Origin of the sequence: Janthinobacterium lividum (genome assembly GCF_034424625.1) — a bacterium.
GTDB lineage: Bacteria > Pseudomonadota > Gammaproteobacteria > Burkholderiales > Burkholderiaceae_D > Janthinobacterium > Janthinobacterium lividum.
In genome coordinates, this window is record NZ_CP139976.1 from 3112486 (window position 1) to 3134733 (window position 22248).

The 22248-nt window shown below is 66.4% G+C and carries 19 protein-coding genes; 11 read left to right on the forward strand and 8 right to left on the reverse strand.

Annotated features, from left to right (window positions below; all coding sequences use genetic code 11):
- Positions 1-59: 59 nt before the first annotated feature.
- The 7 genes from paoA (at position 60) to U0004_RS14160 (ending at position 8752) form a co-directional block, all read left to right on the forward strand.
- Positions 60-719 (forward strand): aldehyde dehydrogenase iron-sulfur subunit PaoA, encoded by a 660-nt coding sequence (gene paoA / locus U0004_RS14130; protein WP_070256419.1) that lies wholly within the window; start codon positions 60-62, stop codon positions 717-719.
- Positions 716-1675, forward strand: coding sequence for an FAD binding domain-containing protein (locus U0004_RS14135; RefSeq protein WP_070256416.1), 960 nt, complete (start codon positions 716-718; stop codon positions 1673-1675). Before paoA ends, U0004_RS14135 begins: the two co-directional genes overlap by 4 nt.
- Before the next feature lie 4 nt (positions 1676-1679).
- Positions 1680-3887 (forward strand): aldehyde oxidoreductase molybdenum-binding subunit PaoC, encoded by a 2208-nt coding sequence (paoC, locus tag U0004_RS14140; protein ID WP_070256414.1) that lies wholly within the window; start codon positions 1680-1682, stop codon positions 3885-3887.
- A gap of 74 nt (positions 3888-3961) precedes the next feature.
- Positions 3962-4681, forward strand: coding sequence for an SIMPL domain-containing protein (locus U0004_RS14145; protein WP_081345615.1), 720 nt, complete (start codon positions 3962-3964; stop codon positions 4679-4681).
- A gap of 108 nt (positions 4682-4789) precedes the next feature.
- Positions 4790-5308 (forward strand): sigma-70 family RNA polymerase sigma factor, encoded by a 519-nt coding sequence (locus U0004_RS14150; protein WP_052140645.1) that lies wholly within the window; start codon positions 4790-4792, stop codon positions 5306-5308.
- Positions 5305-6282 carry a FecR family protein gene (locus tag U0004_RS14155; protein ID WP_081345614.1) on the forward strand — a complete coding sequence of 326 codons (978 nt, stop codon included), beginning with the start codon at positions 5305-5307 and terminating at the stop codon, positions 6280-6282. The genes U0004_RS14150 and U0004_RS14155 overlap by 4 nt, the downstream gene beginning before the upstream one ends.
- Positions 6283-6376: 94 nt before the next feature.
- Complete coding sequence (locus U0004_RS14160) at positions 6377-8752, forward strand: TonB-dependent siderophore receptor (protein ID WP_070256409.1); 2376 nt, start codon at positions 6377-6379, stop codon at positions 8750-8752.
- A 48-nt stretch (positions 8753-8800) separates the two neighbouring features.
- Here U0004_RS14160 and U0004_RS14165 read toward each other — a convergent pair whose 3' ends face one another.
- The 3 genes from U0004_RS14165 to U0004_RS14175 all read right to left on the reverse strand — a co-directional run bounded on the left by U0004_RS14165 (position 8801) and on the right by U0004_RS14175 (position 12766).
- A complete protein-coding gene (locus U0004_RS14165; protein WP_231958223.1) occupies positions 8801-11221 on the reverse strand; it encodes a TonB-dependent siderophore receptor in 2421 nt (806 codons plus the stop codon).
- A gap of 62 nt (positions 11222-11283) precedes the next feature.
- Positions 11284-12252, reverse strand: coding sequence for a FecR domain-containing protein (locus U0004_RS14170; RefSeq protein ID WP_070256407.1), 969 nt, complete (start codon positions 12250-12252; stop codon positions 11284-11286).
- Between the two features lies 1 nt (position 12253).
- Complete coding sequence (locus U0004_RS14175) at positions 12254-12766, reverse strand: sigma-70 family RNA polymerase sigma factor (RefSeq protein ID WP_070256564.1); 513 nt, start codon at positions 12764-12766, stop codon at positions 12254-12256.
- Positions 12767-12954: 188 nt separating this feature from the next.
- Here U0004_RS14175 and U0004_RS14180 point away from each other — a divergent pair, with 188 nt between their 5' ends.
- The gene (locus U0004_RS14180; RefSeq protein ID WP_070256405.1) at positions 12955-13941 is read left to right on the forward strand and encodes a magnesium and cobalt transport protein CorA; all 987 of its coding nucleotides are present in this window, start codon (positions 12955-12957) and stop codon (positions 13939-13941) included.
- 9 nt (positions 13942-13950) lie between these two features.
- Here the strand turns inward: U0004_RS14180 and U0004_RS14185 are convergent, their stop codons facing one another.
- The 4 genes from U0004_RS14185 to U0004_RS14200 all read right to left on the reverse strand — a co-directional run bounded on the left by U0004_RS14185 (position 13951) and on the right by U0004_RS14200 (position 18573).
- On the reverse strand, positions 13951-14649 hold the full coding sequence (locus U0004_RS14185) for an alpha/beta hydrolase (RefSeq protein WP_070256403.1): 699 nt from the start codon (positions 14647-14649) through the stop codon (positions 13951-13953).
- A gap of 80 nt (positions 14650-14729) precedes the next feature.
- The gene (locus U0004_RS14190) at positions 14730-15797 is read right to left on the reverse strand and encodes an alpha/beta hydrolase (protein WP_167468657.1); all 1068 of its coding nucleotides are present in this window, start codon (positions 15795-15797) and stop codon (positions 14730-14732) included.
- A gap of 100 nt (positions 15798-15897) precedes the next feature.
- Positions 15898-16743, reverse strand: a complete 846-nt coding sequence (locus tag U0004_RS14195) for a universal stress protein (RefSeq protein ID WP_070256399.1) — start codon at positions 16741-16743, stop codon at positions 15898-15900.
- A gap of 24 nt (positions 16744-16767) precedes the next feature.
- Positions 16768-18573 (reverse strand): PHA/PHB synthase family protein, encoded by a 1806-nt coding sequence (locus tag U0004_RS14200; protein WP_081345611.1) that lies wholly within the window; start codon positions 18571-18573, stop codon positions 16768-16770.
- Positions 18574-18957: 384 nt separating this feature from the next.
- On the opposite strand from U0004_RS14200, the gene U0004_RS14205 reads away from it, so the two are divergent.
- Entirely contained in the window at positions 18958-19197 is a 240-nt protein-coding gene (locus U0004_RS14205; protein ID WP_139144139.1) for a hypothetical protein, read from the forward strand.
- On the opposite strand, the gene gcvA is transcribed toward U0004_RS14205, so the two are convergent.
- The gene (gene gcvA / locus U0004_RS14210) at positions 19194-20096 is read right to left on the reverse strand and encodes a transcriptional regulator GcvA (protein ID WP_070256397.1); all 903 of its coding nucleotides are present in this window, start codon (positions 20094-20096) and stop codon (positions 19194-19196) included. The two genes, U0004_RS14205 and gcvA, sit on opposite strands and share 4 nt — an antisense overlap.
- Before the next feature lie 123 nt (positions 20097-20219).
- Between gcvA and U0004_RS14215 the strand changes: the two genes are divergently transcribed.
- On the forward strand, positions 20220-21623 hold the full coding sequence (locus U0004_RS14215) for an MFS transporter (RefSeq protein ID WP_070256394.1): 1404 nt from the start codon (positions 20220-20222) through the stop codon (positions 21621-21623).
- Positions 21620-22243, forward strand: coding sequence for a glutathione S-transferase family protein (locus U0004_RS14220; protein WP_070256391.1), 624 nt, complete (start codon positions 21620-21622; stop codon positions 22241-22243). Before U0004_RS14215 ends, U0004_RS14220 begins: the two co-directional genes overlap by 4 nt.
- Positions 22244-22248: the final 5 nt, after the last annotated feature.

The window sequence follows — 22248 nt, forward strand, 5'->3', positions numbered from 1 at the left end:
TGGTGCTTCGGGCCTGCATGCGCCCACCCAGCCAGTCCACAGCCAGGAGGAAGCGCGAGATGACAGAGTGTAATCACATCAATGCCGGCAGGCGCGGTTTGCTGATCGCCGGCGCGCTGTCTGCCACGGCAGCGGCCGTGCCCGGCGTGGCGGGAGCGGCGGAAGCGGTGAATACGGCCACCCAGGCCGGTATTTCTCCGCCACCCGTCCTGATGCAAGTCAGCCTGGACGTCAATGGCCAGCGCCACAGCCTGGAACTCGACACGCGCACCACCTTGCTCGACGCCTTGCGCGAACAGCTGCACCTGACGGGCACCAAAAAGGGTTGCGACCACGGCCAGTGCGGCGCCTGCACCGTCATGCTCGATGGCCAGCGCATCAATGCCTGCTTGACTCTTGCTGTGATGCATGACGGGGCCAAGGTCACCACCATCGAGGGACTGGGCACGCCCGACAAGCTGCACCCGATGCAAGCCGCCTTCGTCGCGCATGACGGTTATCAATGCGGCTACTGTACCCCGGGGCAGATCTGCTCGGCCGTTGCCGCGCTATCAGAGATCCGCCAGGGCATCCCCAGCCACGTCAGCACCGACTTGAATGCGGCCCCCTCGGTGACGCCGGAAGAATTGCGCGAGCGTATGAGCGGCAATATCTGCCGCTGCGGCGCCTACTCCAACATCATCGAGGCCATCACCGAGGTGGCGGGGAGGCCGGCATGAGAGTGTTCAGCTACCAGAAGGCCGCCACGCCGGCCGAAGCGGCGGCCGCCGCCCTGCACACGCCGGGCGCCCGCTTCATCGCGGGCGGCACGAATCTGCTCGATCTGATGAAACTGGAGATCGAAACGCCCACGCATTTGATCGACGTCAATGGCCTCGCGCTGGATAAAGTGGAAGCAACAAGGGACGGCGGCTTGCGCATCGGCGCCCTCGTGCGCAATACGGCCCTGGCAGCCCACGCCACCGTGCGCCGCGATTATGCCGTGCTGTCGCGCGCCTTGCTGGCCGGCGCCTCGGCGCAACTGCGCAACAAGGCGACGACGGCCGGCAACCTGCTGCAGCGCACGCGCTGCCCTTACTTTTATGATATCAACCAGGCGTGCAACAAGCGCCTGCCGGGCAGCGGCTGCTCGGCCATCGCCGGCTTCAGCCGGCCGCTGGCGATTCTGGGCGGCAGCGAGGCTTGCATCGCCACGCATCCCAGCGACATGGCCGTGGCCATGCGCGTGCTTGACGCTGCCATCGACACGGTGCGGGCCGACGGCGCCGTGCGCACTATCCCCATCGCCGATTTCTACCGCTTGCCGGGCAACACGCCACAGCTGGAAACAGTACTGCAGCCGGGCGAACTGATCACCAGCGTGACCTTGCCCCGGCCCGCCGGCGGCACGCATGTCTACCGCAAGGTGCGCGACCGCGCCTCGTACGCGTTCGCGCTGGTGTCCGTGGCGGCCATCATCTTGCCCAATGGCACGGGCAGGCTGGCCCTGGGCGGCGTCGCGCCGCAGCCGTGGAGAATTTCTGGCGCCGAGCAGGCGATACCGAATGGCGCCGCCGCCGTGGTCCAGCAGTTGCTGGCCGGCGCCAAACCGACTGACGACAACGCCTTCAAGGTGACCCTGGCGCAGCGCACGATTGCCGCGGTGCTGGCTGAAGCGCAAGCGAAGAAAGGCTAGGGCCATGAAATTCACGATACCTGCGACCACCAATCCCATCGACCAGCTGAAAGTCGTGGGCCGTCCCACGGACCGCATCGACGGCCCCCTGAAAACCACGGGCACGGCGCCATATGCGTATGAACAGAACCAGGCCGCGCCGCACGCCGCCTATGGCCATGTCGTCGGCGCGGCCATTGCCAGGGGCCGCATCGCGTCCATCGACACCAGCGCCGCGCGGCGCGCGCCTGGCGTGCTGGCCGTGGTGACGGCGGAATCGGCGGGAAAATTAGGCAAAGGCAAGATGAACACGGCAAACCTGCTCGGTGGTCCGGACATTGAACATTACCATCAGGCCATCGCGCTGGTAGTGGCGGAAACTTTCGAACAGGCCCGTTCGGCCGCGCAGTTGCTCGACGTTAAATATGTCGAGCAGAAGGGCGCCTTCGACTTGGCGAAAGCCAAGGGCACGGCGGCCAAGCCGAAGGACGGCAAGCCCGACAGCAAGACGGGCAACTTCGCCGGCGCCTTTGCGAATGCGCCCGTGCGCCTGGACGCCACCTATACGACGCCTGACCAGTCGCACGCCATGATGGAGCCGCACGCCTCGATTGCCGCCTGGGAAGGGGACAAGGTGACGCTGTGGACGGCGAACCAGATGGTGGACTGGGGCCGGGGCGACTTGGCCCGTACCTTGGGCATACCGAAAGACAAGGTGCGCATCGTTTCGCCCTACATCGGCGGTGGCTTCGGCGGCAAGCTGTTCGTGCGCGCGGAAGCCTTGCTGGCTGCCCTGGGGGCGCGCGCGGCGCAGCGTCCCGTCAAGGTGGCCCTGACGCGGCCCCTGATGTTCAACAACACGACGCACCGGCCAGCCACCATCCAGCGCCTGCGCATCGGCGCCACGCGCGACGGCAAGATCACGGCCATCGGCCATGAATCGTGGTCCGGCGACTTGAAAGGTGGCCAGCCGGAAACGGCCGTGATGCAGACGCGGCTGCTGTATGCGGGGCCGAACCGCATGACGGCCATGCGCCTGGCCGTGCTTGACTTGCCGGAAGGCAATGCCATGCGCGCGCCGGGCGAGGCGCCGGGGCTGATGGCGCTGGAAATTGCCATGGACGAGATGGCCGACAAGCTGAAAATGGATCCCATCGTTTTCCGCATCCTGAACGACACGAAAGTGGACCCGGAAAAGCCGAGCAGGCCGTTTTCCCAGCGCCGCCTGATCGACTGCCTGCGCACAGGCGCCGTGGAATTCGGCTGGAAGGAGAGATCAACGCAGCCGGGTGCGCGGCGCGACGGCCGCTGGCTCGTCGGCATGGGCGTTGCCGCCGCCTTCCGCAACAACCTCGTCATGAAGTCCGCCGCGCGCGTGCGCCTCGATGGCAATGGCGTGATCACGGTGGAAACGGACATGACGGACATCGGCACGGGCAGCTATACCATCATTGCCCAGACGGCGGCGGAAATGCTGGGCGTGACGTTGAACAAAGTGGTCGTGCGCCTGGGCGATTCGGATTTTCCCGTCTCGGCCGGTTCAGGCGGGCAATGGGGCGGCAACAGTTCCACGGCCGGCGTCTACGCGGCCTGCGTGCGCCTGCGCCAGGCCATCGCCGGCAAGCTGGGCTTCGATGAAAAAGAAGCGCGCTTTTCCGATGGGCAAGTGAGCCAGGGCGAGCGCAGCGTGCCGCTCGCGGCCGCCGCCTACCATGGCGATGTCGTCGCGGAAGACCATATGGAATACGGCGACCTCGATAAAAAATTCCAGCAATCGACGTTCGGCGCCCATTTCGTCGAAGTGGGCGTGGACAGCGACACGGGCGAAGTGCGCGTGCGCCGCATGCTGGCCGTGTGCGCGGCCGGCCGCATCCTGAACCCGAAAGCGGCCCGCAGCCAGGTGATCGGCGCCATGACCATGGGCGTGGGCGCGGCCCTGATGGAAGAACTGGTGGTTGACCAGCGCCGCGGCTTCTTCGTCAACCACGACCTGGCCGGCTACGAAGTGCCCGTGCACGCCGACATCCCGCACCAGGACGTCATCTTCCTCGATGAAACCGACCCCATGTCCTCGCCCATGAAAGCCAAGGGCGTGGGCGAGCTGGGTATCTGCGGCGTGGCGGCGGCCATCGCCAATGCCGTCTACAACGCCACCGGCGTGCGCGTGCGCGACTATCCGGTGACCCTGGACAAGCTGCTGGCGAAGTTGCCGGAATCGGCCCGTATTGCCTGAACGGGGTGGGCTATTGGTTTTTCGTATCTGCACTGCTATATTGTCGAAACATTATTCGATCGTATGGGAGAGGCATGAAGCGCGCACTGTTGCTGGTGGTGGGTCTGTTTAACTTGAATATGGCCGCCCAGGCCTCGTCCTTGCCCGATTACCCCTTCATTTTCCAGACAGGGACGGCGCAGGTGGAAGTGCCGCCGGACATGGCCGTCATGGAGATCACCGTTGCCAGCCGGGGCGCCGATGCGGCAAAGACGCTGGGCGTGGTCAATGCTGGTGCCGCGGAGGTCTTCCAGTTGCTGGGCAAGGTGAAAATTGCGCAAGCGGATATCCAGGCCTCCGAAATCATGCGCACGCTCGATTATTCAGGCAGGGAAAAACGCGATTCGCCGCCCATGTACGTCATCAACCGCAACCTGCGCGTCTGGGTCCGGGACTTGGCGGCATGGACGCCACTGGTGTCGGAGCTGGCCGCCATGAAAAATATCACCCGGATGGATACGGAATTCAAGACCAGCGCGCACGACGCGCTGGTCGCCGAACTGGACCTGAAGGCTGCCAGGGATGCGGAGACGAAGGCGGCGCGCATTGCCAAATCGTTCAACCGGAAGATCGCGTCCGTCATGGCCATATCGGAAGTGTCGTTTCAATCGATCGAGCGCGCGCTGATGCGTTCCGGCAATGAGGGTTTCGCGCCGCCGCCCTTTATTCCTCCCACGGAGCCTTCGTCGGCCGTCCGCGCGCCGGGCAGCATCGCATTGGAGAAAAGCGTGAATGTCCTGTTCAAGCTGGAATAGGCGCAGCTGGCGGCATGGCAGGTCAATAAGCATAGCAAAATTGCGCGACATCTTCCGGTCTCTGCAATATAATGAGAATCATTATCATTAAAGTCGCCGGATCCGCTCTTGTCTGCCTTGCCTTTCCCTTCGAATGACACGACCCTGGCCGCCAGCCTCTTCACGGGCCACCAGGGCTGGCTGCTGCAGCGCTTGCTGTTGCGCTTGCGTAACCGGGCCGAGGCGGAAGATGTCACTTCTGAAACGTTTCTGCGCGTATTGCATGCGGGGCGCCTGGCCGCCATCCGCGAGCCGCGCGCCTACCTGACGACGGTGGCGAAAAGCATCTTGCTGCAGCAATGGCGGCGGCGCGATATCGAGCAGGCGTACATCGACACCCTGGCGCAGCTGCCGGACGCGGTCCAGCCATCGCCGGAAGAGCGTGCCGTGCTGCTCGAAGCGCTGGAGCGCCTGTCGCGCGCCCTCGATACCTTGTCTAGCAAGGCGCGCAGCGCTTTCCTGATGAGCCAGCTCGATGGCCTCACGTATGCGCAGATCGCTGTTGAACTGGGCGTGTCGGCCAGCATGGTGCGCCAGTATATGGCGCAAGGCTTGCGCTGCTGCCTGGCCGCGGCGGATGCGGCATGAGCATGTCCCCTGCGGTACAGGATGCGGCCATCGGCTGGCTGGTCGAGCTCAGCTCGGGCGAGGCGGACGAGGGCCAGCGCCAGGCCTTCATCCACTGGCTGGCCGCCGATGCGCGCCATGCAGCCGCGTGGCATACCCTGGGACGCGCCGTCGAGCATAGCGTCGGCCCGCTGCAGGCGGCGGGCGGGGCGGGGACCGTCGGGCAAACCCTGGCGCGCGCCGCGCAACACGACAACAAGCGGCGCCAGCTGCTGCAGGGCGCCCTGTGCCTGGCGGGCGCGGCATTCGGCGGCGCCTGGCTGCTGCGCGGCAGCCCGTTTTTGCCGGACTGGAGCGCGGACCTGCATACGGCCACGGCCAAACGGGGCCGCTTTGCGCTGGCCGACGGCAGTGTGCTGACCTTGGATGCCCGTTCTTCTGCCGACACGGACGTTACCCATGAACACCGGCAAGTCACCTTGCGCCAGGGACAGCTGCTGGCCCGCGTGGCGCAGCCGGCAAGCGCCCATCCCTTCCTGCTGCGCAGCACGCACGGCACGGTGACGGCGCTGGGCAGCGAACTGATGTTGCGGCGCGAAGCGCTGGGCACCGTCGCGCTGGCCGTGCAGGGAGAGCTCGAAGTGCGCCCGGCCGGCAAAGGCCTGGCGCGCGTGCTGCGTCAGGGCCAGGCGGCGCGGTTTGACGAGGACCGCCTGACCATGTTGCCCGGCATGGCGGCAGGGCCGGCGACGGCGTGGGAGCAGGGCATGCTGCTGGCCGTCGACCAGCCGCTGGGCGAAGTGGTGGCCGCCTTGCGTCCCTACCGCCACGGCTATATCGACATCACGCCGGCGGCCGCGGCGCTGCGCGTGTCGGGTAATTACTCGCTCGACGACAGCGGTGCCACCTTGCTGGCGCTGGCCGAAACCCTGCCCGTGACCTTGCGCCAGGGCCCCGGCGGCTGGTGGACGGGGCTGGATCTGAAGGCAAGCTGAAATATTTTTGCGCCAGCACTGTCACTTTTGGCGCGTCGCGGCTCATACCTGGTGTAGCCCCACTTTTCCTTCACCACCAAGATAGAGTCCCAGCATGCCACCATTGTTGATGCGCCAGATTCCCCTGGCTGTAATGTTACTTTCCTGCGCCGTGCCTGCCGTCCTGGCGCAGACGCCATCGGTCCAGATCGCGCCAGCCACCGTGCGCTATGACGTGCCGTCCCAGCCCCTGAACGCCAGCCTGATCGCCATTGCCAGCCGTGGCGGCGTGCGCATCTCCATCGATGCGGACCTGGCGCGCGGCGTCAGCGGGGCGGCCGTGCAGGGCGATTTCACGGCAGAGCAAGCCTTGCGCCGCGCCTTGCAGGGCACGCAGCTGGCCCTGCTCAAGACCGGTAGCGGCGTCTATACGGTACAAGCAGCCGCACCACAAGCTTCCGCCGCCCAGCCGGAAGCGACCATGCCGGAAGTGCTCATCACCACCAATTACCTGGGCCAGGTGACGGAAGACACGGGCTCGTACACGACGGGCGCGGTCAGCACGGCCAACCGCCTGGTGCTGTCGCCGCGCGAGACGCCGCACGCGGTCAGCGTCGTCACGCGCCAGCAGATGGACGATTTCGGCCTGGTGCAGCTCAGCGAGGTGCTCAGCCACACGCCCGGCGTGTACGTGCAGCACATCGACAGCGAGCGCACGATCTATTATGCGCGCGGTTTTTCGCTCGACAATTTCAGCTACGACGGCTTGCCGTGGACGCGCGACGCCTCGCTGAACCTGGGCGAGTCCCTGGCCAACATGGATCTGTACGACCGGGTCGAGGTGCTGAAAGGCGCGAATGCGCTGATGAGCGGTGCCGGCACGCCGGGCGCCACCGTCAACCTGATCCGCAAGAAGCCCACGCGCGAACTGCGCGCGCTGGCCGACCTGTCGGCTGGATCGTGGAGCAATTACCGCGGCATGGTCGATGTGGGCGGCCCCCTGAACGACAGCGGCAGCGTGCGCGCGCGCGCCGTGGCTTCGTACCAGGACAAGCATTCCTTTGTCGACCGCTACCAGCGCCGCTCCGAACTGGCGTATGGCACGCTGGAAGCGGATCTGTCGCCGCGCACTTTGCTGACCGTGGGCGCCGACTATCAGCACACGGTGCCGCGCAATAGCGACTGGGGTGGCGCGCCCCTGTTCGACGCGGACGGCAAGCGCTTCACCATGCCCCGTTCGTTCAACGGCGCGCCCACCTGGAGCACGCAGCAGACGGAAGCCAAATCCGTCTTCGCCTCGCTCGAGCACACGTTTGACAATGGCTGGCTGGCCAATTTGCGCCTGATCCACCAGGCCAATGCGCTGTATGCGCCCGTCGCCTATCTTGACGGCTTCCCGAAGGCGGACGGCAGCGGCACGTCCGTCACGGCGCGCCAGTACAACAGCGACGCCACCAGCAATGGCCTGGACATGTACGCCAAGGGCCCGTTCACCCTGCTGGGCCGCACGCATGAGCTGGTGGTGGGCGCGAACGCCTACCGCAAGCAGTCGGACGACGTCTTCAGCCCGTATTCCTTCATCAAGGTCGACAATATTTATACCTACCGGGGCATCGTGGCTGAGCCAAAATGGGAGCTGGACACGGCCCGCGAAGTCATCCGTCAGAAGGCCGTGTATGCGACGGGCCGCTTTTCGCTGCCGCAGGGCGTGCACGTGATCGTGGGCGGGCGCCTGTCGTCCTACGTCAATCCCACGGCCGACATCGATGAGTCGTCGATCTTCACGCCGTATGCGGGCCTGACCTGGGATTTTGCGCCGGATCTGACGGCGTTTGCCAGCTACAGCGATATCTTCAGTCCGCAAAACAGCCGCGACGTCGACAACAAGACTCTGGACCCGATGCTGGGCAAGAATATCGAGGCGGGCGTGAAGGGCGTGTTCCTGAATGGCCGCCTGAACGCCAGCGCGGCCGCCTTCGAGGTGCGCCAGGATAACTACGCGGAATACGTTGACGAGGTCAACAAGGTGACGGGCATGGATGCCTACCGCGCCATCGACGGCGTGCGTTCGCGCGGCGTGGAACTGGAAGTGTCGGGCCAGCTCATGCCGGGCTGGCAGTTGCAGGCCGGCTACACGCACAAGATCGCGCGCGACGCCAGCGGCAAGGTCAACACGCTGGCGCCGGAAGACCAGCTCAGCCTGTACAGCACCTGGCAGCCGATGCCGCGCCTGACGGTGGGCGGCGGCGCCCGCTGGCAATCGCACACCTGGCAGAAAACCCGGGCCGTGCGCGGCGGCACCACCACTGTGCACCAGGGCTCGTATGCCGTCTTCGACGCCATGGCGCGCTACCAGATCTCCGACCGCCTGGCCGTGTCGCTCAACCTCAATAATCTGGGCGACCGCACTTACTATGGCATCAGCACGGGTCGCCGGGTCAGCTATGGCGATCCGCGCAATGCGATGCTGAGCTTGAGTTACCGCTATTGATGTGTAGTCAGCGCAGACCGGGCGCATGCCGCCCGGCCTGCATGCGCATTAGAAGCGGTAGGTCAACGTCCCCCTGACACTGCGCGGCACGCCATACGTGCCTTGCGCATAGGTGTTGATGTTGATGTATTTCTTGTCCAGCGCGTTTTCCACGTTCAGCTGGGCCGTCAGCTGGCGCGACAGCTGGTACGTGGCCATCAGGCTCACCGTGCTGTAGGCTTCCTGCGTCACTCTTTCCTTGCCGTTCGGGCCCTCGTCGTCAAAGTAGAACTTGCTTTGCCAGTTGACGCCGCCGCCCACGGTGAGGTCGGGGCGTACTTTCCACGTGGTAAATAATCGCGCCGTCGAGCGTGGAGACAGGGTGTTGATGTCCTGCTGCTCGCGGTCCCTGGCGCGGAAGTGGCTGGCGCTGGCAGTCACGTTCCAGCCCGGCGCCAGGCGGCCCGACAATTCCCCCTCGATGCCGCGGCTGGTGGCGCCCCGTGCCGCATAATATGCTTGCGTGGTGGTGCCGGGAACCCGGTGCGCGCCGTCCGGCTGGGCCAGCTTGTCCTGCTTGATTTCAAAGATGCCGATGGAACCGTTGGCCCGGCCCCCGGCCAGTTCGCCCTTCAAGCCCACTTCCATGCTTTGCCCCGTCAGCGGGTCCAGCCAGGCGCCCGCGCGGTCCTGGTTTTCCTGCGGGCGGAAGATGTCCGTGTAGCTGGCATATGCCGAATACGTCTCATTGAGATCGATCACCACGCCCGCGTAGGGCACGAACTTGCTCTTGGCGAAGGCAAAGCGGGCGCTGCCGTCAAAGCCGATGCGGTCCTTGTCCCAGCGGCTCAAACGCCCGCCGAGGATCAGCCTGGTGTGCTCGGCAAGATTCAGCCGCGCCGCGCCGTAGGCGCCATATTGCTTGGTCGTGTATTTTTCCGACAGCACGAGTTCGCCCCAGGCCGGCTGCGGGTAGCTGCCATCCCAGGCGAGGAAATTGCCGATCGGTTCAGGGTCGAGCGCTTCCTTGACGCTGAACTCGGCGTGCTGCACCGTGTAATTGGCGCCGACGATGATTTCATGCTGGCGTCCGCCCAGGGTAAATGGCCCGGACAGCTTCACGTCGGCGCTGCTTTGGTCGCGCGCGCCGATGTAGCGGTTCGGATAGCCGAGCATGCCCAGGCCCGTGATTCTATCGGGCCGTTCCGCCAGGAATACCAGCGGCGTGTCTTCCGTATGCTTGCTGTACATGGCTTGCGCCTGCGCTTTCCAACCCTGGCCCAGCGCGTGTTCCAGCGTGGCGTGCACATTCGTCTGTTCCGTGGCCCAGGCGGCCCAGCGGGGCGCCGTCGTTACGGAACGGTCGAAATCGGTGCGCGAGCCGTCGCTGTACCACAGGGGGAAGCCGCCCCAGTTGCTGCCTTTCGGGTCGTTCTTCTGGTAGCTGGCGCCCAGCATGGCCACGGTGCCGGGCGCCAGGTCCGCCTCGACGGTGGCGTAGACGAGCTGGCGCTGGTTCGAATAGCCATTGGTAAACGACTTGCGGTCTTGCCAGGCGCCCGCCACCCGGCCGCGCACGGAGCCGTCCCCGTTCAGCGGCGTGGCCAGGTCGAGCGTGCCCCGGTAATCGCGCCACGAGCCGGCCGCCAGCGACCATTGCCCTTCGAATTGCCTGGCGCTGGCCCGCTTGCGCAGCAGGTTGATCGAGGCCGACGGGTAGCCGGCGCCCGTCAGCAAGCCCGTGGCGCCGCGCGTCACCTCCACGCGGTCATAGATCAGCGAATCCATTTCCGATTCGCCGCCCGAATACTGCACCTTATAGGTGGTGGGCACGCCGTCGTACTGGAAATTGTCGACGTCGAAGCCGCGCGCGGAAAACGTGCTGCGTTCCGTGTCGAACTGGTTGACGGCGATGCCGGGCGTATTGCGCAGCACGTCGCGCACCGTCAGCAAGTCCTGGTCGTCCATGCGCTGGCGCGTGATGACGCTGACCGATTGCGGCGTCTCGCGCAGCGACAGCACCAGGCCCGTGGCGCTGGCCGTGGCCGGCGTCGTGTACGAGCCCGTGCCTTCCGTGCTCGTGCTGCGCTCGGCCGTGGCGCGCACGGCGATGCCGGGCAGGGTGGCCGCGTCGGCCGCCGATGGCAGCCTGCGCACGGCGTAGTGGCCACCGCCCTGGTCGACAGCGTATAGGCCGCTGCCATCGAGCAGGCGGGCGAAACCGTCGGCCACCTGGTAGTTGCCGTTCAAGCCGCGGCTGTTCAAGCCCGCATACAGGCTGGCGGCGCCGGAAATGCTGACCCCGGCGTCGGACGCAAACGCGGACAGGACGGCGCCGAGGGGGCCGGCGGCCACCTGGTAGTGGCGCGCGGGCGCCTGCTGCGGTTGCTGCTGGGCGGATGCGGGCGCGCTCAAGGCCAGGCTGCCCAGCAGGGCCAGGGTAATGCTGGTGTGGCGGTAGTGCTTCATTGCTTGTTTCCCTTCGTTCATGTGTTGGTCCTGTGTGGATTGACGGGGCACATGACGGAAAGGGACATTGTTCTCAAAAATTTTTATGCGGGCCCGACGGAAATCCACCAACGGCTGTGGCGCCTTACGCGGATGGGCAGCGACGCTTGCAGCAGGGCCAGCAGGGCGTCCGTGTCGCGCAGCTGGTACACGCCCGACACCCTCAGCCGCGCCACGGCCGGATCGCAGCGCACCACGCCGTGGCGGTAGCGGGCCAGCTGCGCCAGCACCTGGTCCAGCGGCGTGTCGTCCGCGTACAGCAGGCCCTTGAGCCACGCGGACGCATGCGGCGCCAGCGGCTGCGGCGCGCCGGCGGCCGTTTCATCGAAACTGGCTTGCCAGCCCGCCTGCACGATGACGGGCTGGCCTTCGGCGGGCCGCACTTCCACGGCGCCCTGCGAGACGGCCACGTGGGTACGCGCGCCCAGCAGACGGTCCTCCTGGCGCACCGTGAAGCGCGTGCCGAGGGCGCGGACGCTGCCGTTGCTGGTGCGCACGATGAAGGGACGCCCGAGGGGATCGGGGCTGGTCGCCACGTGTATCTCTCCGCCGCGCAGCTGGACCAGGCGCAGCGCGTCGCTGAAAACGATGTCGGCGGCGCTGGCCGTATTCAGGCTGAGTTCGCTGCCATCGGCCAGGGTGAGGTGGCGGATTTCGCCTGTCGCCGTGCGCAGCTCGGCCGTCCAGGCTTGCCATGGCGCCACGCGCAGCATGGCCCAGCCGGCTGGGCCGGCGACGATCAGCACGGCCAGGGTCTTCAGGATGGCGCGGCGCTGCGCGCGGGCCGGACGGTCCAGCACTTGCCTGGACAAGGGCATGGCCAGCGGCGGAGGCAGCATGCCAAAGGTGCGGCACACTTGCTCGGCGCGCTGCCACGCCGTTTCATGGTCGGGGTGGGCGGCGCGCCAGCGGGCCAGCCCCTGTTGCGCGGCAGCGTCCAGTTCGCCGCCTTGCAGGCGCATCATCCAGTGCGCCGCTTCGCGCGCGGCGCGCGCATCGAGGGCCGCGCTCATGTCAGGCCAGCAGCAGGATGCATTGTTCGAACGCCTGCACCATGTAGCGCTTGACGGTGCGCTCGCTGACGTTCAGGCGCGCGGCGATGTCCGCATACGCCATGCCTTCCAGCTGCGACAGCAGGAAGGCCGTGCGCACCTTTGCCCCCAGGCCGTCGAGCATGGCGTCGATCTGGTGCAGGGTTTCCAGGATCAGCAAGCGGTCTTCCGCCGACGGCGTGACGGGGGCGGGCAGCTGCGCCAGGGTGGCCAGCCATGCCTGTTCCAGCGACTGGCGGCGGTAATGGTCGATCAGCAGGCGGCGCGCCACGGTGGTCAGGTAGGCGCGCGGCTCGCGCAGGGTGACGGCGCGCTCGCCGGGCGTGGCCAGCAGCTTGACGAAGGTATCCTGCGCCAGGTCGGCCGCGTGATCCGTACAGGACAATTTGCCGCGCAGCCAGCGCAGCAGCCACGGATGGTGCTGGCCATACAGCAGTGCGACAGGATCGGCGGCGGGGGATACGGCAGACGTCACGATACACTCCAGGTTGGCGCTGAAGTTCCCCCAGGCCGCCGGCAAGTGCAGGTTCTTCTTGAATGCGAATGGTTCTCATTTTACATTGGCGTGCCTGAATGTCAATGCGGCAGCCGGATTGGCATGGCAATCATGCTCTTTCCGCTATACTGGCCCCCCGGCACTGCCGCCATTCTTTGAAAATCACCATGGACTTGAGTACCCACGCCGCCGTCGTCAATGGCGAAGCCTATCGCGATGGCAGGAAGATCGCCCATTTCGATATCGACAAGGTGGGCGACTTCCTCGGCGATCCCGATTGTTTCGTGTGGATCGGCCTGGCCAGCCCCGACGTCACGGCCATGCAGGCGCTGCAAACGGCTTTCGGCTTGCACGAACTGGCCGTCGAAGATGCGCAGGGCGCGCACGAGCGGCCCAAGCTGGAAGAATACGGCGACACCCTGTTCATGGTGATGCACACGGCGACCCTGGACGGCGAGGCCATCGTCTATGGCGAAACCCACGTCTTTCTCGGCCCCCGCTTCATCATCACGGTGCGCCACGGCGCCTCTGCCGGCTATGCGAAGTTGCGTGAGCGCAAGGAAAGCATGCCCGAGAAGCTGGCTAGCGGCCCTGGCTACGTGCTGTATTCCATCATCGATTTCATCGTCGACCAGTACCAGCCCTGCATCGACCATTTGCAGGCCCGCTTCCAGCACCATGAGCTGCAGCTCTTCAAGCCCAGCTTGAGCGAAGACAAGCTGCAGGATTTCTACCAGCTCAAGACGGAACTGCTGAAGCTCGACGCGGCCGTCAATCCCCTGCATGACATCTGCACCCAGCTGATCCGTTTCCATGGCGACATCGTGCCCAAGGAAAACCGCATCTATTACCGCGACATTCTCGACCACGTCAAACGGGTCACGCACACGGCGGGGCAGATGCGCGAACTGGTCAATTCAGCCATGCAGGTGGCGCTGGGGCAAATTTCGATCCGCCAGAACGAGGTCGTCAAGCGCCTGGCCGCCTGGGCCGCCATCCTGGCCGTGCCCACCATGGTCTTCAGCCTGTACGGCATGAACTTCGAATTCATGCCGGAACTGAAGTGGCGCGGCAGCTATCCGGCCGTGATCGTCGTCATCATCGCCGGCTGCTACTGGCTGCACCGGCGCCTGAAGCGCGAAGGCTGGCTGTAGCCGGCAGGCTTACGCTGCGGCCAGCGCGCTTGCCGCCTCCAGTATCAGCGCCGCCACTTCCACGGGACGCGAGGCCAGCGAGGCGTGGCTGGCGTTGAGCGTGATGACTTTGCGCGCCTGCAGGCGCGCCGCCATGCGCTCCTGGTTGACGGGGGCAATCATGCGGTCGGCAGTGGAAATCTGGTACCAGCTGGGTTTATGCTTCCAGGCCGGGTCGCTGACGGTGTCGCCGAAGGTGCTGGCCAGCGGCGCTTTCTGCACCACGCCCAGCACGGCACCTTCTTCCGCGTCGAGGTCCTGGCAAAAGCTGTCATGGTATTGCCCGGGCTTGACCCACAGGTAGCCGTCGCTGTCGCCTTCCAGATTGGCCGCGCCGATGGGCGGGTGTTCCTGCGTGATGCTGCCCGGGCTTTCGCCCGCGTCAGGCGCGAAGGCGGCGATGTACACGAGGCCGACCACATTCGGCGCATTGCCGGCCACGCTGATGACGGCGCCGCCGTAGGAGTGTCCTACCAGTAATACCGGGCCATCGACCTGCGCCACCATCTTGCGCGTGCGCTCGGCGTCGTCGGCCAGCGACGTCAGGGGCAGTTCGACGGCGCGGATGGCCGTGTGGCCCTGGCGCCGCAATTCGAGGATGACGCGGCTCCAGTGGGCGGCGCCGCCCCAGAAACCGTGGACGAGGACGATGGTGGCTTGCTGGCTCATGCGGAACTCCTTGTGGTGTAGGAAAACAGCGTAGGCCGCGTGCGTGCCTCAAGGCAAGCGCGCGGCGGGCAGGTGCACGCTCATTGTAGACCTTCCCAGCGCATGGCCTCGATGGCGCCGACCACCGTGCTCTCGTATTCGATGAAGAAATCGCTGTGGAAGCCGTTGCGTATCACCAGATGGCTGCTGCCGGGCAGGGCGGCGGCCAGGCGGTCGCCGTCGGCCAGGCGCAGCGGGCGGATAAAGTCCAGCAGCGCTTGCGCGTCGGCCTGGGTGGCGGGATCGGCTTGCAGCAGCCATGGAAACAGGTTGCGCAAGGTGCCGGGATCGACGGTGACGACCAGCGCCGGCGCGCGCACGCGGCGGTAGTCGGGCGAAAAATTGTGCGCGGCCATGTCCATGGCCCTGGCGATGGCGGGCGGGGTATTCGGCCGCACGGCGCCGCCGGGCAGCACTTCCAGGGCGTCGCGCCAGTTCGCTTCCAACGCCGGCCACCATTGCTTGTTGATGCGCCTGGCATAGGCGATCGAGGCGTCCAGCGATGCCAGGTCGGCCGGGCCAGGTGGCGGTTCGTCGAAGGGCGTGGGCTGGGGTTCCTCATAGCCGCCGCTGGCCAGGTAATCGAAGGTCGTGTCCATATAGACGAGTCCCCGCACGCGCTGCGGGTGGCTGCCGGCGAACAGGGTCAGTTCGTTGCCGGCGATGGAATGGCCGGCCAGGATGATGCGTTGAACCTTCAGTGCGTCCAGCACGGCCAGCAGGTCGGCCACCAGGGTGGCGGGGGCATACGTCATATCGTTGGCGTCGTTGACGGGCAGCGGCTTGCTGGAGGCGCCATAGCCGCGCCGCGTGACGGCCAGCACGCGGTGGCGGCGCGCCAGCGCGGGCGCCAGGCTGTCAAAGGCGTGCGCATTGGCGCCCAGGCCGGCCTGCAGGACGATGACATCGGTCTCGCTGTCGGTCGCGCTGCGCCAGTCGCGCACGTGCAGGCTGACGCCGGGGGCGACGCCGATCTGCCGGTCGATCACCGCCGCAGCGCGCGGCCCGCTGCCGCCGCCACAGGCAGCCAGGCCCGCCAGGGCGCCCATGCCGAACAGCAAGCGCCTGCGGGCGTGGAAACGGGGGATGGCATCGGTGGTTCTGGTCATGCGGTACTCCTTGCTGGACGGGGACATGGCCAGTATCGGCGCCGCGCATGAAGTACAGATGAGGGGCGGGTGAAGGAAGGCTGAAGGACCCGCCTGCGCGCTAGTGCGACACCAGCACCGGCAACGTCATCTCCTGCAGCACGGTGCGCGTGACGCCGCCCAGCAGCGCTTCGCGCAGGCGCATGTGGCCGTAACAGCCCATCACGACCAGATCGCAGCGCCGCTGCGCGGCCATGGCCAGCAGGGCCGTTCCCACGTCCTGGCCCGGCGGCGTGTCGTGCTGCAGCACCTCGACGTTGACGCCGTGGCGCGCCAGATACAGGGCCAGGTCGGCGCCCGGCTGCTCGCCGTGCGCGGCCGCCTGGGCGTGCGAATTGACGACGGCCAGGGTGACTTGTTGTGCCCGTTGCAGCAGCGGCAGCGCATCGGTGATGGCGCGCAGCGCTTCGGCGCTGCCGTTCCAGGCCAGCAGCGGATGCTGCGCGATGCCCGCTGGCGCGGCGCAAGGCGCGTGCGGCACCATCAGCACGGGCCGGCCGCAATGCAGCATCAGGTATTCGGCCGTGCCGGCGATGACGCGCGACGGCGTATCCTGCGCATCCGTCTGGCCCAGGATCAGCAAGTCGCAATAGCGCGCCTGCAGCAGCAGCGCGCCTTGCGCATCGTCGTCGACGAAGCGCGTTTCGTAGGCGCCCAGGCCTTCTTCGCGGGCGATGCGCTCGAAGTCGTGCAAGGCTTCGCTGGCCTGGGTGCGCAGCGCCTGCATCTGCGCCGGCGCAAACTGCAGCGCGTTCACGCCGCCGCCATACGCGTAGCGCGAGATGCCGCTCATGGCCGAACCGATCAGGTGGGCCCCTTCGGCGACGGCCAGGCGCACGGCCAGGCGGATGCGCTGGGCGCAGTGGCGGGAATTGTCGACGTGGACCAGCAGGGTGGTATAGGGCATGGCGTTTTCCTCGGTTGTCGGTTGTCAGGTTTGCAGCACGTAGCTGCCCGGTGCATCGCCCAGGGCAATCCCCATGGACGGTGGCGCCACTTGCGCGCCCGCGCGTTCTTCCAGCCACGCTTGCCAGGCGGGCCACCACGAACCGTCATGGTGCGGCACGTCGCGCTGCCAGCTGTCCGCGTCGACATAGGGCGCATCGTGGCGGTGCGTGGCCAGCTGGTAGCTGCGGCGCGGCTGGCCCGGCGGCGAGACGACGCCCGCATTGTGGCCGCCCGAAGTGAGCAAAAAGGTGACGTCCGTGTCGGTCAGCAGCTGCAGTTTATACACGGAGCGCCACGGCGCCACGTGATCCGTCAGGGTGCCGACGGCAAAGATGGGCGCGTCGATGTCGCGCAGGGCGATGTGGCGGCCCGCCGTGCGGTAGCGGCCTTCGGCCAGGTCGTTGTGCAGGAACAGGCGGCGCAGGTATTCCGCATGCATGCGGCAGGGCATGCGCGTGGCGTCCCCGTTCCAGGCCATCAGGTCGCTGTCCTGTTCATCTTGTCCCAGCAGGTAGTGGTTCAAGCGGCGCGACCAGATCAAATCGTTCGAGCGCAGCAGCTGGAAGGCGCCCGCCATCTGCTTCGTATCGAGGTAGCCCTGCTTCCACATGGCCGCTTCCAGGAAGCTGACCTGGCTATCGTCGATGAACAGCGACAGTTCGCCCGGCTCCTTGAAGTCGACCTGCGAGGCCAGCATGGTGAGGCTGGCCAGGCGCGCATCGCCATCGCGCGCCATCGTCGCGGCGGCGATCGCCAGCAGGGTGCCGCCCAGGCAGTAGCCGGCCGCATGCACCTGCGGCGCGCCCGTGATGCGGGCAACGGCGTCGAGCGCATCCATCACGCCCAGCTGGCGGTAGTCTTCCAGCGACAACTCGCGGTCTTCTTCCAGCGGGTTTTTCCAGGAAATCATGAATACCGTGTGGCCCTGGCCCACCAGGTAGCGCACCAGCGAATTGTGCGGCGACAGGTCGAGAATATAGAACTTCATGATCCAGGCGGGCACGAACAGCAGCGGCGTCGCATGCACCTTGGCGGTGGCGGGAGCGTACTGGATCAATTCGATCAAGTCATTGCGGTAGACCACCTTGCCCGGCGTGACGGCCAGGTTCTGGCCCACCTTGTAGCGGTGCGCATCGGGGGCATGCGCTCCCATGGCGGCGCGCTGCCAGTCGTCGGCCGCGTGGACCATGCCGCGCGCCAGGCTGGCGCCGCCGCTCTCGAGGGTGGCTTGCTGTACCACGGGATTGGTCAGCAGGAAGTTCGACGGCGCCAGCATGTCGAGCCACTGGCGCACGGTGAACGTGACGACGTCCTCGTGGTGCGGCGAGACGCCGCGCACGCCCGTGGTGGCACGGTGCCACCATTGCTGCTGCAGCAAGAAGCCCTGGTAGACGAGGTTGTACGGCCAGCGCCGCCAGGCAGGGTCGTCGAAGCGCCGGTCCTGCGGCAGCGGCGCGATGCACGGCGGCTCAGTGGCGCTGCCGGCCAGCGCCGATTGCAGCGCGTACTGCTGCCAGTGGCCGATCTTCTTCCACGCTTCCTGCAGCAGGGTTTGCTGCTTCGACGGCGCCAGCGCCAGGTGGCTGAGCCAGTCGGCATAGGCGTTGCCCAGCGCGGCAGGCGAAATGCCGCCCGTGAACTTGCCCAGCCAGGCGCTCAGCAGCAGGTCCAGGGTGGCGCCTTCCGGTGCGCTTTCCGGATAGTCGGGCACTGGCACGCCTTGCCAGGCGCTGCCCAGGCGCTCATGTTCAATGTTGTGTTCCGCGTCGCTCGGCTGCGTCTTGCTCATCCAGGGCTCCTGTCATTTTTTTACAGGGTAGCAAGAGCTTGTTCAAAAAATTATGATCTACATCAAGTTTGGCCGGATGCGTGCGGCAGGCGGCTTGCCACCTGGATGGCAGTTCGAATAAAAGTCATTTAAACGAATATTGCGATTAAAATGATTATATTGAATTTTAATCCATACGGGTTCGGGCCTGGATGGCGTGAAAAGCTTGCTGTGAACCATTTTTCACTATGGTGGGACCTATTTTACCCATCGTTCTGCCGGTCGCGGAATAAGAAAAACGATTTTTTCGTGAATTTATTTGTTGTATTTGATAAATTTATGTAGCAAGATGTAGTTAAGCAAGAAGTGAAGCAAGACCGCTCACGGTGGATAGAGGAGATGGACATGCATACGAAAATGTCGGCAAGCGGCAGCGAAGAGGCGGGCAAGGGCTATCCACACGGGGCTGGCGCGGGTGCCGGCAATGCGTCCGTGCGGCGCCTGAAAGCCATTGGCTACCTGGCCCTGTTGCTGGCCATACTGCCGGCCGCAACGTGCATCGCCATGGGGCGCGCCGGCGTACCGGCGCCGTTCAGCACCGCCTGCGGCGTGGTGTCGTGCGTGGCCGCAGGCCATGCGCTCTAGCACACTGCCTGCGCTTCCTCGCAGATCCATGCCATGAATGCCTGCACGGCGGGGCGCGTGGCCGCGTCGGGCCGCGCCACCAGGTAGTAGGCAAAGCGCGCGGGCCAGGGCAAGTCCAGCACTTGCACCAGTCGCCCGGCGGCGATTTCCTCCTGCGCGTACAGCTGCGGCACCAGGGCCAGGCCCTGGCCCGCCTCGGCCGCGCGTATCAATAGAAAATCATCTTCGAAGGCCGAGCCGCGCCGCGCCCGCGCCGCATCCGTGCTGTCGTCCGGGGCGCCATGCGCGGCCAGCCACAATGGCCAGTCGGCGCGGTCCGTATCGTGCAGCAGCGGGTAGCGCAGGCAATCGGCCGGTGTGGCGATGGGCGGCTGGCCCGCCATCAGGGCGGGGCTGGCGACGGGCACCAGCACGGGCGCCATCAATCGCGTCACCTGCAGGCCCGGATAGTCGCCCAGGCCGTGGCGCAAGGCCACGTCGACCCGGTCGCGGCGCAAGTCGACCAGCGCGGATGTCGCTTCCACGCGCACCTCGATATGCGGATGGCGCTGGTTGAAGCGACCCAGGCGCGGCACCAGCCACGCGGCGGCAAAGGTGGCGACCGTACTGACGGTCAGCGTCTGGCGCGCGCCCATGTCTTCCAGCGCCTGGCTGGCGCCGGCGATCTGCGCGAAGGCGCCCAGCAGGGCGGGGTGGACCATGGCGCCCGCCTCGGTCAGGCGCAAGCCCTGGCGTTCGCGCGTAAACAGGGGCATGCCGACCCGCTCTTCCAGCAGGCGGATCTGCTGGCTGACGGCGCCGGACGTCACGTGCAGCGCCTCGGCTGCTGCCTTGATGCTGCCGCGCTGGCCCACTTCGACAAAGGCGCGCAGCGCCTGGAGCGGTAAAGGATGCTTCATCGATATAGTTTTTCTATAGTTATCCGCGAAAAATCATCGTTTCATTTTCGCTCTGGAAAAACGCATTATAGGGGCATGCGACGTTCTTTTGACGTCGAGTAAAACTATATCGATAGGATCTCCATGTTACTTTCACATCGGCAACTTTGCCTGGTGTTGCTGTGCACCACGCAATTCGTTGCCTTGCTCGACTTTTCCATCACCATGATTCCCTTGCCGCAAATCCAGCAGAGTCTGGGCTTTACGTCCGGCGGGCTGCAATGGGTGATCAATGCGTATGGCGTGGCCATCGCCGGCTTCCTGCTGCTGGGCGGGCGCGCGGCCGACATGTTTGGCCGCCGCCGCGTCTTCATCACGGGGCTGCTGCTGTTCACGGCCGCCTCGCTGCTCGGTGGTTTTTCGCACAGCCCGGCCATGCTGGTGGCCACGCGCGCGCTGCAGGGCTTCGGCGCCGCCATGTTTTCGCCGGCCGCGTTCTCGCTGCTGCTGGCCGTCTTTCCCGAGCCGGCGCAGCGCAACCGGGCGCTGGGGGCCTGGACGGCCGTGGCGGCCAGCGGCTTTGTCGCGGGACTGATCCTGGGCGGCTTCATCACGGATATGCTGGGCTGGCGCTGGGTGCTGTGGATTAACGTGCCCGTCGGCTTGCTGGTGCTGGCCCTGTCGCCGGCCTTGCCCCTGGGCCGGCCCGATGCGGATAGCGCTGCGGCTGGCGGCACGCTCGATGTGTGGGGTGCGCTGCTGGTGGCGTCGGGCGCGGCGACGCTGGTGTTTGCCTTTGCCAATAGCGAGCATGTGGGACTGGCGCATCCGCTCACGTTTGCCCTGGTCGCGCTGGCGCTGGCCCTGCTGGCGCTGTTCGTCTGGGTGGAGGGACGGGTGGCCGCGCCGCTGATGCCGCTGGCCGTCTTCCGGCGCCGCTCCACGGGCGGCGCGAATATCGTCTCCCTGCTGGCCAATACGGCCCTGGGCCCCACCTTTGTCGTGGTGGCGCTGGCCATGCAGGAAGTGCTGGGCTTCAGTGCCACGCGCACGGGGCTGGGACTGCTGCCGATGGCCTCCGCCTTTACCCTGGCCAGCGCCTGGGCCGGCCCGGCCCTGATCGCCCGCTGCGGCACCAAGCCCGTCATCATCGGCGGCATGCTGCTGTTCATCGGCGGGCTGGCCATGCTGGGCAGTTCGCTGGCCACGCTGGCTGCCTGGGGCGCCTCCATCCTGCCCGGCACCGTACTGGCCGGCATCGGCTATGGCCTGGCGTTTCCCGCCTGGACCGTGGCCGGCATCGATGGCGTGCCGGAAGCGGACCATGGCCTGGCGGGCGGCATGCTGACCACCACGCAGGAGGTCGGGTCCGCCGTGGGCTTGGCCGTGGGCGTGGCTGTCAGCATCGCCGTGCTGGCCGGCGGCGGCACGGCCGCGCAAGGCTACAGCAGCGCCATCCTCGTTTCCGCCTGCCTGGTCGTGGCAGGCCTGGCGTGCGCCATCGCCATCCTGCCCGGCAAGGCCGCGCGCCAGGAGGCGGCGCCATGATGGAACTCTACACCGACAGCTCGCCGAACGGTTTCAAAGCCACGATTGCGCTGGCCGAACTGGGCTTGCCATACCGGCTGCGCCATGTGCGCATCGAACAGGGCGAACACCGGCTGCCCGCTTTCCTGGCCCTCAATCCGCACGGGCGCATTCCCGTGCTGGTCGACCACGAGACGGGCATCACCGTGTTTGAATCGGCCGCCATATTGCTGTACCTGGCCGAAAAAACGGGGCGGCTGCTGCCGAAGGCTCCCGCGCAGCGCTGGGCCGCCATCACCTGGCTGCAATTCCACGCGGCCAGCATGGGGCCGATGCTGGGCCAGCGCGTGCATTTCGAGATCGCAGGCGGAGGCGCGAATGCGGCCGCCACGGCGCACTTTCGCCAGCTGTGCACCGCCGCGCTGGCCACCATGGATGGCCGCCTGGCGGACAACGCCTACCTGGCCGGCGACGGCTATTCCATCGCCGACATCGCCAGCTTCGGCTGGCTGCATATCGCCCGCATCGTCGGCTTCGAACTCGATGACTGGCCGCACGTGGCCGCCTGGTACGCCCGCGTGGCGGCCCGTCCGGCCGTGCAGCTGGGCATCTCCATTCCCGCGCCCGCCACGGGCGCCTGATTTTG

Excerpts from the sequence above, each read along its gene's own strand:
- paoA (WP_070256419.1), top strand. The coding sequence starts at position 60 with ATGACAGAGTGTAATCACATCAATGCCGGCAGGCGCGGTTTGCTGATC.
- U0004_RS14135 (WP_070256416.1), top strand. The coding sequence starts at position 716 with ATGAGAGTGTTCAGCTACCAGAAGGCCGCCACGCCGGCCGAAGCGGCG.
- paoC (WP_070256414.1), top strand. The coding sequence starts at position 1,680 with ATGAAATTCACGATACCTGCGACCACCAATCCCATCGACCAGCTGAAA.
- U0004_RS14145 (WP_081345615.1), top strand. The coding sequence starts at position 3,962 with ATGAAGCGCGCACTGTTGCTGGTGGTGGGTCTGTTTAACTTGAATATG.
- U0004_RS14155 (WP_081345614.1), top strand. The coding sequence starts at position 5,305 with ATGAGCATGTCCCCTGCGGTACAGGATGCGGCCATCGGCTGGCTGGTC.
- U0004_RS14160 (WP_070256409.1), top strand. The coding sequence starts at position 6,377 with ATGCCACCATTGTTGATGCGCCAGATTCCCCTGGCTGTAATGTTACTT.
- U0004_RS14165 (WP_231958223.1), bottom strand. The coding sequence starts at position 11,221 with ATGAACGAAGGGAAACAAGCAATGAAGCACTACCGCCACACCAGCATT.
- U0004_RS14170 (WP_070256407.1), bottom strand. The coding sequence starts at position 12,252 with ATGAGCGCGGCCCTCGATGCGCGCGCCGCGCGCGAAGCGGCGCACTGG.
- U0004_RS14180 (WP_070256405.1), top strand. The coding sequence starts at position 12,955 with ATGGACTTGAGTACCCACGCCGCCGTCGTCAATGGCGAAGCCTATCGC.
- U0004_RS14185 (WP_070256403.1), bottom strand. The coding sequence starts at position 14,649 with ATGAGCCAGCAAGCCACCATCGTCCTCGTCCACGGTTTCTGGGGCGGC.
- U0004_RS14190 (WP_167468657.1), bottom strand. The coding sequence starts at position 15,797 with ATGACCAGAACCACCGATGCCATCCCCCGTTTCCACGCCCGCAGGCGC.
- U0004_RS14195 (WP_070256399.1), bottom strand. The coding sequence starts at position 16,743 with ATGCCCTATACCACCCTGCTGGTCCACGTCGACAATTCCCGCCACTGC.
- U0004_RS14200 (WP_081345611.1), bottom strand. The coding sequence starts at position 18,573 with ATGAGCAAGACGCAGCCGAGCGACGCGGAACACAACATTGAACATGAG.
- U0004_RS14205 (WP_139144139.1), top strand. The coding sequence starts at position 18,958 with ATGCATACGAAAATGTCGGCAAGCGGCAGCGAAGAGGCGGGCAAGGGC.
- gcvA (WP_070256397.1), bottom strand. The coding sequence starts at position 20,096 with ATGAAGCATCCTTTACCGCTCCAGGCGCTGCGCGCCTTTGTCGAAGTG.
- U0004_RS14215 (WP_070256394.1), top strand. The coding sequence starts at position 20,220 with ATGTTACTTTCACATCGGCAACTTTGCCTGGTGTTGCTGTGCACCACG.
- U0004_RS14220 (WP_070256391.1), top strand. The coding sequence starts at position 21,620 with ATGATGGAACTCTACACCGACAGCTCGCCGAACGGTTTCAAAGCCACG.